Below are 12,850 nucleotides of genomic sequence, written 5' to 3'. Positions count from 1 at the left end.
GCCATGCATAGATCCATATACGATGGAATATAATCACAAACTGTTGCCAGAATAATACAGGTGCAACGCAGCCCCGATGACTGGCGGGAAACACCGCGCGGCAACGGCACCCGTGGAATGCGTCCACTCCGGCAACCATACGACAGGTCGGCGACAATCAAGGACAGACGCGGCAATCCTCCGTTTTCATGCTTGCCGTAATCCTTTCGCAGCAGGCATGATCGTCTTCATGCGCCGTTTCCTGCCGATCCTCACCCTGCTCCTGCCGAATATCGCCGCCGCAGCGCCAAACCCCACCCCCGCCGAAATCGTGGCCCACGCGCCGGATGCCGCCTGGGCCGATGTCCCGCCGGACCGGCTGCTGGTCATGACACTGGCCGACGGCGCGCAGGTGACGATCGAACTCGCCCCCCAGTTCGCACCGGTCCACACCGGCAATATCGTGCGCCAGGCCCGCGCCCACGGGTGGGACGGCGGCGCGATCGTCCGCGTGCAGGACAATTACGTCGTGCAATGGACCACCCGCGACGGAAAGGCCAAGCCACCCGCAGGCTTCGTCGCCCATCCGCCAGCGGAATATGATCGCGCGCGTCAGGATATCGCCATTCGTCCGCTCGGCTTTCCCGATCCCTACGCGCCGTCGTCCGGCTTCTGGTCAGGGTGGCCCATCGCCGCCGAGGGCGACCGCGTCTGGCTTCCCCATTGCTACGGCATGGTCGGCGCCGGCCGCGACATGCCCCCCGATACCGGCGACGGGCAGGAACTGTACGCCGTCAACAGCGAAGCCCCCCGCCAGCTCGACCGCAATCTCGCCGTCGTAGGGCGTGTTCTCACCGGCATGGAGCATTTCGGCGCCTTGCCGCGCGGCACGGCCGCCCTAGGCTTTTACGCCAGCAAGGATCAGAACGTCGCAATCCGGAACATATCGCTCGCCGCCGACCTGCCCCGCGCCAGTCAGCCGCATCTTCAGGTCATGCGCACCGACAGCCCCACATTCACGGAATACCTGAACGCCCGTGCCAACCGCACAGACCCGTTCTTCGTCCGTCCCGCCAACGGCGTCGCGTTGTGCAACGTGCCAGTGCCCGTGCGGCCAAAACCGTAAGGCCGTATTCGTTCTTTTTTGAAAAAAAGAACCAAAAAACTTTTATCCGTTCAGGGACTTTTTGCTGGGAGCGTAAGATATCCCTGAACGGATAGCTTAGCGCAGACCGCTCACGAAATCGGCGATCCGTGCGCAGGCCTCTACCAGCACATCGTCACTGGTGGCGCAGGAAAGGCGCAGGTAAGGCCCCAGCCCGAACGCGCTGCCATGCACACAGGCCACATGCTGTTCTTCCAGCAGCGCACGAGCAAAATCCTCGTCCGTCCGCAGCATCTGCCCACCCTGGCTGGTCCGTCCCAGGCAACCGGCAATGCCCGGATAGGCGTAGAACGCCCCCTGCGGCATCGCACAGGTCACGCCGGGAATGGCACGCAGGGCCTCCACCACCATCGTACGGCGCCGCGCATAGGTATCGCGCATCTCCGCGATCAGCGATGCCGGCCCATCCAGCGCCGCCGCAGCCGCCGCCTGCGCGATCGAACAGATGCCCGACGTCGCATTGCCCTGAATCCGCGTCATCATGCGGATCAGCCGCTCAGGACCACCCGCATAACCCACGCGCCAGCCTGTCATGGCATAGGATTTGGAAACCCCGTTCACCGTCAGGATACGCGATGCCAGATCCGGCGCCACAGCCGCCAGCGCATGATGCCGCGCCCCGTCGAAAACCAGATGTTCATAGATCTCGTCAGAAAGAATCCACGCCTGCGGATACCGGCGAAGCACCTCGGCAACCGCTTCCAGATCCGCCAGCCCCATCACCGCGCCGGTCGGATTGCTGGGGAAGTTCAGTACCACCCAGCGCGTGCGCGACGACATCGCTGCCCCAAGCGCCGGCGCAGTCAGCCGAAACCCGTCTTCCTCGCGGCATTCGGCCACCACCGGCACCCCGCCGAACAGCCGCGCCGCGAGCGGATAGCTGACCCAGTACGGCGCCGGGATCACCACTTCGTCGCCTGCATCGATCGTCGCCATAAAGGCGTTGAAGATCACCTGCTTGCCGCCATTGGAGACCATGATCTCCGACAGCCTGTAATCCAGCCCGTTCTCTCGCGCGAATTTGCGCGCGATCGCCGCCTTCAGCGCCGGCGTGCCATCGACGGGCGGATATTTCGTCTGCCCGTCGAGCGCCGCCTGATGCGCGGCCTCGATCACGGCGCGCGGGGTCGCGAAATCCGGCTCGCCCAGCGCCAGCGACAGCACCTGATGCCCCTCGGCCCGCAACGCCCGCGCCCGCACCGCCATGGCGATGGTGGCAGGCGATTCCAGCCGCCCGGTGCGGTCGGCAAAGCCGGGTTCATCCAGGATCATCGGACCGCCCCTCAGCGCAGGCCGGCGCAGAAGCGCTGGATACGGGCACAGGCTTCGCGCAGGCTCTCGGTGTCCGTGGCGTAGGAAATGCGGAAATGCCCGGCAAACATGAAGGCCGCGCCATGCACCGCCGCCACCCCCTCTTCCTCCAGCAGCGCGGTGACGAAATCCTCGTCATTGGCAATGGTGCGCCCGCCGGCACTCACCTTGCCCAGACAGCCTTCGATCGACGGGAAGACATAGAACGCCCCCTCAGGCCGATGGCAGCTCAGCCCCTTGGCCTGGTTGAGCATCCCCACCACCAGGTCGCGCCGGTCCTGATAGGCCCGCACCATCTCGCCGATGAACTCCTGCGGGCCGGAAAGGGCCTCCACCGCCGCCGCCTGGCTGATCGAGCAGGTGCCGGAGGTCGACTGGCTCTGCAACTTGTTCATCGCCTTGGTCAGCACCGCCGGCGCGCCCGAAAAACCGATGCGCCAGCCGGTCATGGCATAGGCTTTCGACACCCCATTCATCGTCACGGTACGGTCGCGCAGCTTCGGCTCCACCTGCACGATGGTCGCGGGCACAAAGCCGTCATAAACCAGCTTGTCATAGATATCGTCGGTAAAGATCCACACATCCGGGTGCCGCAGCAGCACATCGCAGATCGGCCGCAGATCCTCGGCCGAATAGGCCGCGCCCGTCGGGTTGCAGGGCGAGTTGAGGAAGAACCACTTGGTCCGCGGCGTGATCGCGGCCTCCAGATCCTCGGCCCGCAGCTTGAAACCGGTCTCCGCCGGGCACGGCACGATCACCGGCACCCCGTCGGCCAGCGCCACGATATCGGGGTACGACACCCAGCACGGCGCGGGAATGATCGCCTCGTCCCCCGGATTCAGGGTCGCGACCATCGCGTTATAGATCACCTGCTTGCCGCCGGTGGAAACGATGATCTCGTCAGCCGTGTAATCCAGCCCGGAATCGATGCGGAACCGTTCGGCCACCGCCCGGCGCAGCGCCAGCGTTCCGGCCACGTCGGTATATTTGGTCTGGCCCTCGGCGATCGCACGGATCGCCGCGTCCTTGATGTTCTGCGGCGTGTCGAAATCGGGCTCGCCGGCCGACAGGCTGATAATATCCTGTCCAGCCGCCTTCAAGGCGCGCGCCTTGGTCGAAATGGCGATGGTCTGGCTGGGGCTGACCTTGTTCAGACGGGCGGCGATAAGATCCATGACACCAAGTCCACAGTAGCGGGGAAACCAGTAACGGGGGAACGCGCCGGCACCACAGACGGCCCGGCGGGCGCACACCGTAATGCGAAGCGCCGGCCGAGGAAACTGCCGATCGCCGCAGATCAGGCCGGCAGGGCCGCTTTTCCCATCGCGGCGTCGCGCACGGCCTGCGCATCGTGCCCCGCCGCCCGCAGCGCCCGCAGGGTCTGCGCCCGGTCGCGCTTGGCCAACCGGCGGCCCTCGTCATCCAGCAGCAGCGGATGATGGACATACTCCGGCGCCGGCCAGCCCATCAGCACCTGCAACAGCCGATGCACCGACGTCGCGGGACGCAGGTCCTCGCCCCGCGTCACCAGACTGACCCCCTGCAACGCATCGTCATGCGTCACGCAGAGATGATAGGACGCCGGGCAATCCTTGCGCGCCAGCACCACATCACCAAACGGCGCGACCGGCGCCGACACCATCCGCCGCTCGCCCCCGACCCACTCCCGCCAGTTCATCACGTCGCCGCCCACCTCGGCGGTCGCCCGCGCCATGTCCAGCCGCAACACATGCGGCACCCCGGCAGCGATACGTTCGGCCCGCTCCGCCGCCGACAGGCCGCGACAGGTCCCGCCATAGGCCAGCGTACCGTCGGGGGCATGATGCGGCGCATGGGCGGCCTCGGCAGTCTCCCGCCTGATATCGGCACGGGTGCAGAAACAGGGATAAAGCAGCCCGCGCCGCGCCAGTTCGTCCAGCACAGCCCGATAATCCGCCATATGATCGGACTGCCGGCGAACCACTCCATCCGGCACGATGCCCAGCCAGGCAAGATCCTCAACGATCGCCGCTTCGAACGCCTCGCGGCAACGGCCGGGATCAATATCCTCGATCCGCAACAGGAAGCGCCCGCCCGAATCGCGGGCCGCATTCCAGGCCACCAGCGCGGCAGCGGCATGCCCCAGATGCAGAAAACCGGTCGGGCTGGGCGCAAAGCGCGTCACCCACCCACGGCCACCCTGCGGATTTCCATCCTGAAAACAGCAGGATGCCGTCATGCCTTCACATCCTCTCGCACGCCACCATGCCGCATAACCGGCACGAATCCCCCGCTCTCCCTTGCGGAAACACCGAATATTTGCGATATGGATTGAAGGTTCTCAACGGCGCATATCATTCGGCGTTCCGATTTTGAGTAACAACGCCTGATGATGGTGTGGCGGCATCGCGAAAGGATGCGCCCCTTGCTTGCTGGCAGTCCACATTATCCGGCCCTGGTCCTGAATGCTGATTTCAGGCCGCTTTCCTATTTCCCGCTCTCGCTCTGGTCATGGCAGGATGCCATCAAGGCCGTATTCCTCGACCGGGTCTCGGTCCTCAGTGAATATGACGAAGAAGTCCGCTCTCCCAGCCGGTCGCTTCGATTACCCAGCGTCATCGCCCTGAAGGATTACATCCCGACCGCGCGCCGACCGGCCTTTACCCGTTTCAATGTTTTCCTGCGCGACAATTTTGCCTGCCAATATTGTCTCGACCGCCTGCCGACCCACGAACTGACGTTCGATCACGTCGTGCCCCGCTGCAAGGGCGGCCGCACCACCTGGGAAAATGTCGTCACCGCCTGTAGCCCCTGCAATCTGATGAAGGGCTCGCGGATGCCGCACGAACTCCATATGTATCCGCGCCGGACCCCCGCCCAGCCTTCAACCTGGGAACTCCAGGAAAACGGCCGCTCCTTCCCGCCGAACTACCTGCATGAAAGCTGGCGCGACTATCTCTACTGGGACAGCGAACTGGATACCTGAGAGCCTGACCGAAAACACGCACGGGCGGCGATCCAGCGCGCGTTTCCTGCGCTTCGGTACCCACAGCCATGCAGGCCGCTCCGATGCGGGAAGATACATGCCGGCCACGCCGCTTCGCGGCACGCTCGTCCAGCAGGCCTTCTTTGCAAACAACCTCTCTGAGACCGACCGAGAATGCGCGCGGGCGGCGCTCTCTCTCAAGAGCGAACGCGCGCAGTCCTAACGCCCGCTTATGGCGACCAGCCGAGACGCATGCTCACTTTCCCCCGGCAGCCGGAATTTTTCCACCAGTCCGCTGAGCCTGCGCCCTTCGGCGGCCAACTGCCTGGAGGTTCCGTTGAATGTGTCGGCAACATTCGTATTCTGCTGGGTTGTCTGGTCCAGCGCCCCCATGGCGGCATTGATTTCCGACAGGCTCGATGACTGCTCCTTCGCCGCTACGGCGATGGCATCCAGATGCTGCCCCATCTGGCCGATGAAATCGGAAATCGTCCGCAGCGTTCCGCTACAATCCTTGACCCGGCTGGACCCTTCCTTCACGTCGGCGGCAGTCGCGCGGATCACGCCGCGCACATCCCGCGCGGCATCGGCGCTTTTCTGCGCCAGCAAGCGCACTTCGCTGGCCACCACGGTAAAGCCCCTGCCGGCCTCCCCCGCCCTGGCCGCCTCGACGCTGGCATTCAGCGCCAGGATATTGGTCTGGAAGGCAATCCCGTCGATCATGTCGACGATCGCGGCAATCTTCTCCGATCCCTGCTCGATCCGCCGCATCGCCTCTTCGGTCTCCAGCGTAATGGTGCTCGACGTCGCGGCCGACCGGCGCGCCCGCGCCCCGATCTCGCGGGCCGTCTCCGATCGTTCCGCCGTATCCGCCACGCTCCGGGCAATCCCTGCCACAGCCGTATTCGTCTCTTCCAGCGCGGCAGCCTGGTGCTCGGTCCGCCGTGCCAGCGTCTCCGCGCCGCCCGCCAGCTCATGCGTGCCGTCGCTGATCACGCGAACGGCGCCCGACATATGGCCGAACGCCGCGCCAAGCTGCGCCAGCGACCGGTTGAAATCGCGACGCAGGGATTCGAATTCCGCCGAAAACGGCGTGACGATCTGAAAGGAAAGGTCGCCGCCCGCCATCCGCCTCAGCCCGTCGGCCAACGCGCTGGTCGCCTGAAGCAACCGTTCCCGCGCCTCGGCTTCGGCCTGCTCCTGAATGGCCACGCGCTCGGCCTCCGCGCGGCGGCGCTGGCCCTCCGCATCCCGCTCCAGCGCCTGCTTCGCGATGGCCGCAACACGAAAGACCTCAAGCGAACGGGAAATCGCACCGATCTCGTCCCTCCGGCGGGCCATGGGAAAGACCAGATCCGTCTCTCCCGCCGCCAACCGGGTAATGGAAGCATTGATCCGCTGAAGCGGCCGCAGGATCTTGTACAGAACCACCAGAATAGCCGCCAGCATCACGACAAACAGCACGGCATAGGCCGCATAAACCCAACGAACCGTCGTCCTGTAAACACCCTCCGACTCAACACCATAGGAAGCCGCATCCCTGATGCTGCCATCAAGGAACGAGGTCAGGGTCTCCGATACCGTTTCCTCGGCATCAACCAGCTCCTGGCCGGCCGTCACCACGGCATGGGCATGGTCCTGGGAAACCAACCAGTCCTTGAACGTATCGTCATGCAGGTCTTTGTACTGATACCACTGCTCCTGAATATTATGGAACAGCGCCTGCTCCCGATCGGTCGTGATAAACGGCACATACCGGTCGATAGCATGGGCGATCCTGTCGGATGCCGCGTCGCTTTCGCCGGCAAGCTTCTTGAAATCATCCTGCGACGCCGCAGTAAGCTGCCGGATCTCGATACCCCGGAAATTCTGGATCTCTGTACGAAGGGTCGAGAGCGCCTTGATGCTGGCCAGCGACCGGTTGGTGATGTCCTCGACCCGTTCGTTGACGTAAGTCAGCCCCCGTATCGAAAACAATCCCGAAACGATACAGGAAAGAGCGATAAAAAACAGAACGATACTCAACGATCCTTTAATACCGGGCGATCGCACAAGCCATCCTTTCGCTCTCTCGCCACCGCAGCAGGCGATGGGTGCGCGCCTGCCCCGAACCGGAATGGCAGGGAGAGGCGCCCGACCCTACAATCGAACCCCCGCCCGAATTATTAAGTTTATATTTACTTTTCCCCGTCACCGTCGGCGGCGCACGACGCGACGGGTGCCGCTCCACCCAATTTCCTGGAAAACCCCGCCACGCCGCCCTATCATCCCGCCCCATGCGCGGCCCTGCCAAGGCCAAAGAGCCGCATCCGCGCCTTGACCCAGATCATGGAATCCCGTTCAGCGCCCTCACCATAGTGCACGCCATTTCTGATCATGGAGCACCGTCATGGCACGAGTTTCCGGAAAAGTCGCGATCGTCACAGGCGCCGCCCTCGGCATCGGCAAGGCAACCGCCCTGCTGCTGGCCAGGGAAGGCGCGAAGGTCGCGGTCGCCGACCTGAAGGCCGATGAAGGCCAGGCCGTCGTCGCCGAAATCGAGGCAGCAGGCGGCGAAGCCCTCTTCGTTCCGCTCGATGTCAGCCGGGAAGAGGACTGGACGCGGGCCATCGCCGCCGTCCTGGCCCGCTTCGGCCGGCTGGACATCGCGGTCAACAATGCCGGCATCGCCTATGCCGGCACGGTGGAAAGCACCAGCCTGAACGACTGGCGCCGCGTGCAGTCGATCAATCTCGACGGCGTGTTCCTGGGCACGAAGGCCGCCGTCGCGGCGATGAAGGACCATGGCGGTTCGATCATCAACCTGTCCTCGATCGAGGGCCTGATCGGCGACCCGACCCTGGCCGCCTACAACGCCAGCAAGGGCGGCGTGCGCCTGTTCACCAAGTCGGCCGCCCTGCATTGCGCCCGCTCCGGCTACCGGGTCCGCGTCAATTCCGTCCATCCCGGCTATATCTGGACCCCGATGGTTCAGGGCCTGACGGGCGAAACCCCGGACCAGGTCGCCGCGCGCAAGCGGCTGGAGGCCCTGCACCCGATCGGTCATCTGGGCGAGGCCGACGACATCGCCTACGGAATCCTCTACCTAGCCTCCGACGAATCGAAATTCATGACCGGCAGCGAACTGGTCATCGATGGCGGCTATACCGCCCAGTAAGAGCAGATTTTACCGGACGAAAACCTGCCGCAAGCAGCTTTTCGTCCACACCTACCCAAAAAAGACGGCGTTTCTGGCACATTTCATTACGATCGGATTAGACAATTTTCCGATCCCGCTGCTACCGTCCCGGCATCTTTAACTATTGGGACACGCTCCTCCATGAGCAAGGCTTTCATCGCCGCCGTTCTTCAGGATTCTCTTAACTGCACGGGTGTCGCCGCCGGCAAGGCCGCGAACGACCTGATCGATGCGATCGTGGCCGAGCTGCACAAGGAAGGCGGCTTCACCCTGCCCTCCTTCGGCACGTTCACCGTGCACAAGACAAAGGCCCGCAAGGCTCTCAATCCCCGCACCGGCGAGCCGGTCAAGGTCAAGGCCGGCAAGACCGTCCGCTTCAAGGCCAGCCCGAACCTGAAAAAAACGGTCTGATCGTCCCGACCGACCTGGGCGGGGCAACCCGCCCGCCCCATGCATCCTTTGCGAGGCAGCCCGCGTTCCCTCCGGGAACCGGCCGGGCGCCACCACCCCGGCCACTGCCTCGGGAAAGACCGCTCCATGCCCACCCAGCCCCCGCGCCTGACGATCCGCTATTGCGTCCGCTGCAACTGGCTGCTGCGCGCGGCCTGGATGGCGCAGGAACTTCTCTCGACCTTCGGCGCCGCGCTGGGCGAGGTCGCGCTGATCCCCGACGACAGCGGCGGCCGTTTCGAAATCATGCTGGATGACAGCCTGTTGTGGGAACGCACCCGCGACGGCGGCTTCCCCGGCCCCAAGGACCTGAAGCAGAGAGTGCGAGACAGGATAGATCCCGAAAGATCCCTAGGCCACACCGACCGCTAAAAGCCTGGCTGGACATGCGTGCTGGCGGCGATCCGACGCGCGTTTCCTGCGCTCCGATGCTCACGGCCATCAAGGCCGCTCCGCTTCGGTGCTCGGAAACACACGACGGCCGTGCCGCTTCGCGGCACTCTCGCTCACCAGCCCACATGTCCAGCCAGGCTTTCCCTCCACTAGAATGACGTCACATTCCACTTCGTCCCGCTTCGCAGTATGAGAGGACGTTCGACGACCGGAGCATGTCCATGAGCCACCAGCCTGCCGATCAACGTGTCACGCCGGACGACCTGCTGGGCAGTGTCGAGGCCATCCTGGCCGGCGAACCCGACCTGATCGCCAATGCCGCGAATGTCGCCGCCCTGCTGTTCGAGGCCCTGCCCCACATCAACTGGGCCGGCTTCTATTTCCTGCGCGACGACCAGCTTGTTCTCGGGCCATTCCAGGGCCGGGTCGCCTGCACCCGCATCCCGCTGGGCAAGGGGGTATGCGGCGCCGCCGCGACCAGCCGCGAGACCATCGTGGTGGCAGACGTCCACGCCTTTCCCGGCCACATCGCCTGCGACGCCGCCTCCGCCTCGGAAATCGTGGTCCCGCTGCTCGCCGGTGACCGGCTGATCGGCGTGCTGGATATCGACAGCCCGATCCCCGACCGCTTCACACCGCAGGACCGGCAGCTTGTGGAAGCGGTGGCCGCATTGCTCGTCCGCGCTCTTCCGGCATAACGCCCCGCTCCGGCGCGCCCCCTGCCGCTTCATCGCGCGGCAGGTCGGCATAAAAGGCCACCGTGTTCCGACCGGCGGCCTTGGCGTGATACATCGCATGGTCCGCGCACCAGAGCAGATGCGTCGGCGTACCGGCATCGCCCGGCGCCGTCGCGACCCCGATGCTGGCTGTAACGGGGTAAGACGCCGCATCGACCTGGAAGCCACCACGAAACTTCAGCAGGAAGGCGTCGATCAGCGCCCTGACCACCGTGCTCCGTGGATCGGCCATGATCAGCGCGGTGAATTCGTCTCCCGACAGCCGCGCCACGGTCCCCATCGCCTCGGCCCCGTCCTCGGTCGCATCGCGGACGGCGGCACTCAGCGCACACGCCACCGCCTCCAGCAACGCATCGCCGGTCCGGTGCCCATGCACGTCATTGACCTGCTTGAAATTGTCCAGATCGATGAACAGCATGGTCAGCGGCCGGCCGGTCGTGGCGCTGAGTTGATAGAACTGGTCGAGCTTGTCGTTGAAATAGATCCGGTTGCCGATCCCCGTCACCAGATCCGTCTCGTAAAGCTGCCGGATCTGCCGCAGCGATCGCGTCAACTGGCCATGCAGCAGCCGCACGTTCGCCGCCAGCCGGCCGACCTCCCCCATATCGGGCACGTCGATATCCTGTCGGCGATTTTCCGTAATCGCCGTCACCTGCCGGTCAAGTTCCTCGACCGGCACGATGATATAGCGGCGCACCAGCGCCATCAGCACCGAGACCGACACCACGCTGAGCACGATGACGAACAGACCGGTCACGGCGGCAAAGCGCGTCAGTGGGCCACGCAGATAGGCGACGGATGGCGTCTCCTGCGCATAAAGACCAGCCGCCAGCCGGATACTGGCGGATAATTCCCCGTGCGATGCCGGCGGCAAATCCGTCAGTGCGACCGGCGCGCCATACTCCCTGGCCATGGTGTCGCGGATCGTCTCGAACCGGCGGGGCCGCACCGCCACCTGCATGACGACCGACTGATCCGGCTGCGGCCCCGCAACGCCCACGCCCCCCGTGCGCGCCAGCACCTTCGCGGCCATCGCCAGATAGGTGGTACCATCTCCCTCGGTCACCAGCCCCGAACGCGATGCCACGTCATCGTTCAGCACCGCCTGCGCAAAGGCCGACTGGCGGGTCCCCAGCCTCTGGAACGGGTCCGCGCCATTGTCGAAATAGAAGATCTGCTTTCCATCCGACTGGAAAACGCTGCACGACACGCTCGTCCCGTCATTGGGAACCAGCGATTGCAGGCTGTCCTGCACACCGATCGCCAGAACCCTGGTCCGGTATTCGGCATCGCTTTCATCGACAAAGGTCAGAAAGGCCGGGCTGTTGCGCACCACATACAGCAGTTGCGAGTCCAGCGACGCATAGTCGGCATACGCATTCTGAAGCTGCGACAGATTCTGCTGAAGCCTGGCCCTGTTCTGCGTGACCAGCGCATGGCGATACCCCAGATACGCCGCCCCGCCCGCCAGGATATGCCCCAGCAGGACGATAGGGAACAGAACCGCGAGCGCTCGCCTACTGAGCGTCATGGATCGCCAGCAGGGCACTGAGAATATGCCGGCGCAACGGCAGACTGTCGGTCGGGAAAGGCCCGCGATAGAGAATCGGATAATCCGCGGGCGGATAGATCTGCGGGTCCTCGCGCATCCTGGCCGGCAGCAGGGCGGCCGCATGCGGGTTGGTCGTCGGCTGGCGCAGGAACATGGCATTCGCCGCCGCATTGTCGGCCTGCGCCAGAAACGCGACGAACCGTTCCGCCATGCCCGGATTGCGCGTGCGCCTGAGCACCACCAGGCAGTCGGTCCATACCATCGCGCCCTCGCGCGGCGTCACGAAGCGCCACGTCTCCGTCCCCGCGCCGGCCATGTTCAGGGTCTTCTGGTCTCCCGTCCCTCCCAGGCCGATAAAGATCTGCCCCCGGACATCGCGCCGCGTCTGTGCCGTCGAGGGCAGGCCATAGGTCAGCACGGCGGGCGACTGCGCGCGCAGCAGTTCGAAGGCCCGTCGCAGATCCCCCGGATCGCCGCTGTTCATCGGGCGCCCCATGAAATTCAGGGCGGCAGCCAGCAATTCCTCCTGGTCGTCAGTCATGGCGATATGCCCGGCCAGGGCGAGGTCCGGCTTCAGCAGGTCACCCCACGATTGCGGCGCTACCTTCATGCGGTCAGCGCGATAGACGATCCCGGTATTCCCCCAGCTATACGGCACACCGTATCGCCCGCACATGCCACGCCACCGCTCCTCGCTGCGCGACGTCTCGGGCAAGGGCAGGCCGGCCTGATCCAGCAGCAGCCCCCGCTCACCGAATGCCTGGACATGGGCACTATCGACCACGGCCAGGTCGATCGGCGCATCGACGTTCGCGATCAGCAGGTCCCGCCGGTCGCCATTGTCAAAGACGATCTGATTGATCGCGATGCCGGTCATGGCCGTCCAGGCCCGAACCACATCGGGGCTGATCCCCCATTCCCAGACAAGGAAATTCAGGGCATTCGCCTGCGCGGCAACAGGCCGCAGGGCCAGAAGGGCCAGACCAACCCCCAGCATCCCGGCCAGAAAACGCGGGCTATCCCCCGGCCCGGCAGATCGCCTGTTCCAGCGGCCTCTCGCACAGGCGCGCACGTTCCCCCGATCCGTCGCCAAATCGCCTTGTCCGGCGCGATGGTCCTC

At 64.8% G+C, this 12,850-nt stretch carries 12 protein-coding genes; 6 read left to right on the top strand and 6 right to left on the bottom strand.

The genetic code is table 11. The features are described from left to right. Positions 1–229 precede the first annotated feature (229 nt). Complete coding sequence (locus tag C7453_RS11150) at positions 230–1,105, top strand: peptidylprolyl isomerase (protein ID WP_245948983.1); 876 nt, start codon at positions 230–232, stop codon at positions 1,103–1,105. A 96-nt stretch (positions 1,106–1,201) separates the two neighbouring features. On the opposite strand, the gene C7453_RS11145 is transcribed toward C7453_RS11150, so the two are convergent. The 3 genes from C7453_RS11145 to gluQRS all read right to left on the bottom strand — a co-directional run bounded on the left by C7453_RS11145 (position 1,202) and on the right by gluQRS (position 4,673). Next, complete coding sequence (locus tag C7453_RS11145; protein ID WP_114727601.1) at positions 1,202–2,416, bottom strand: pyridoxal phosphate-dependent aminotransferase; 1,215 nt, start codon at positions 2,414–2,416, stop codon at positions 1,202–1,204. 11 nt (positions 2,417–2,427) lie between these two features. Next, the gene (locus tag C7453_RS11140; RefSeq protein ID WP_114727600.1) at positions 2,428–3,630 is read right to left on the bottom strand and encodes a pyridoxal phosphate-dependent aminotransferase; all 1,203 of its coding nucleotides are present in this window, start codon (positions 3,628–3,630) and stop codon (positions 2,428–2,430) included. Positions 3,631–3,752: 122 nt separating this feature from the next. After that, a complete protein-coding gene (gene gluQRS / locus C7453_RS11135) occupies positions 3,753–4,673 on the bottom strand; it encodes a tRNA glutamyl-Q(34) synthetase GluQRS (protein ID WP_114727599.1) in 921 nt (306 codons plus the stop codon). Between the two features lie 177 nt (positions 4,674–4,850). Between gluQRS and C7453_RS11130 the strand changes: the two genes are divergently transcribed. Continuing rightward, entirely contained in the window at positions 4,851–5,420 is a 570-nt protein-coding gene (locus C7453_RS11130; RefSeq protein WP_174787979.1) for an HNH endonuclease, read from the top strand. 219 nt (positions 5,421–5,639) lie between these two features. Here the strand turns inward: C7453_RS11130 and C7453_RS11125 are convergent, their stop codons facing one another. Continuing rightward, on the bottom strand, positions 5,640–7,445 hold the full coding sequence (locus tag C7453_RS11125; protein ID WP_220791217.1) for a HAMP domain-containing methyl-accepting chemotaxis protein: 1,806 nt from the start codon (positions 7,443–7,445) through the stop codon (positions 5,640–5,642). Positions 7,446–7,809: 364 nt separating this feature from the next. On the opposite strand from C7453_RS11125, the gene C7453_RS11120 reads away from it, so the two are divergent. From C7453_RS11120 to C7453_RS11105, 4 genes are all read left to right on the top strand, one after another. Beyond that, on the top strand, positions 7,810–8,577 hold the full coding sequence (locus C7453_RS11120) for a glucose 1-dehydrogenase (RefSeq protein ID WP_114727597.1): 768 nt from the start codon (positions 7,810–7,812) through the stop codon (positions 8,575–8,577). A 162-nt stretch (positions 8,578–8,739) separates the two neighbouring features. Then, positions 8,740–9,009 carry an HU family DNA-binding protein gene (locus C7453_RS11115; RefSeq protein ID WP_114727596.1) on the top strand — a complete coding sequence of 90 codons (270 nt, stop codon included), beginning with the start codon at positions 8,740–8,742 and terminating at the stop codon, positions 9,007–9,009. Between the two features lie 126 nt (positions 9,010–9,135). After that, positions 9,136–9,420 (top strand): SelT/SelW/SelH family protein, encoded by a 285-nt coding sequence (locus C7453_RS11110; RefSeq protein WP_114727595.1) that lies wholly within the window; start codon positions 9,136–9,138, stop codon positions 9,418–9,420. 242 nt (positions 9,421–9,662) lie between these two features. Further along, on the top strand, positions 9,663–10,139 hold the full coding sequence (locus tag C7453_RS11105; protein WP_114727594.1) for a GAF domain-containing protein: 477 nt from the start codon (positions 9,663–9,665) through the stop codon (positions 10,137–10,139). Here the strand turns inward: C7453_RS11105 and C7453_RS11100 are convergent. Continuing rightward, positions 10,072–11,709, bottom strand: a complete 1,638-nt coding sequence (locus C7453_RS11100) for a GGDEF domain-containing protein (protein ID WP_114727593.1) — start codon at positions 11,707–11,709, stop codon at positions 10,072–10,074. The genes C7453_RS11105 and C7453_RS11100 overlap by 68 nt on opposite strands. Then, positions 11,696–12,823 carry a polyamine ABC transporter substrate-binding protein gene (locus C7453_RS11095; RefSeq protein WP_245948982.1) on the bottom strand — a complete coding sequence of 376 codons (1,128 nt, stop codon included), beginning with the start codon at positions 12,821–12,823 and terminating at the stop codon, positions 11,696–11,698. The genes C7453_RS11100 and C7453_RS11095 overlap by 14 nt, the downstream gene beginning before the upstream one ends. Positions 12,824–12,850 lie beyond the last annotated feature (27 nt).

It is taken from the genome of Gluconacetobacter liquefaciens, from assembly GCF_003350405.1.
Lineage (GTDB): Bacteria > Pseudomonadota > Alphaproteobacteria > Acetobacterales > Acetobacteraceae > Gluconacetobacter > Gluconacetobacter liquefaciens.
Note: the sequence above shows the minus strand (reverse complement) of the source record. Positions and strands in the feature narration are given on the sequence as shown.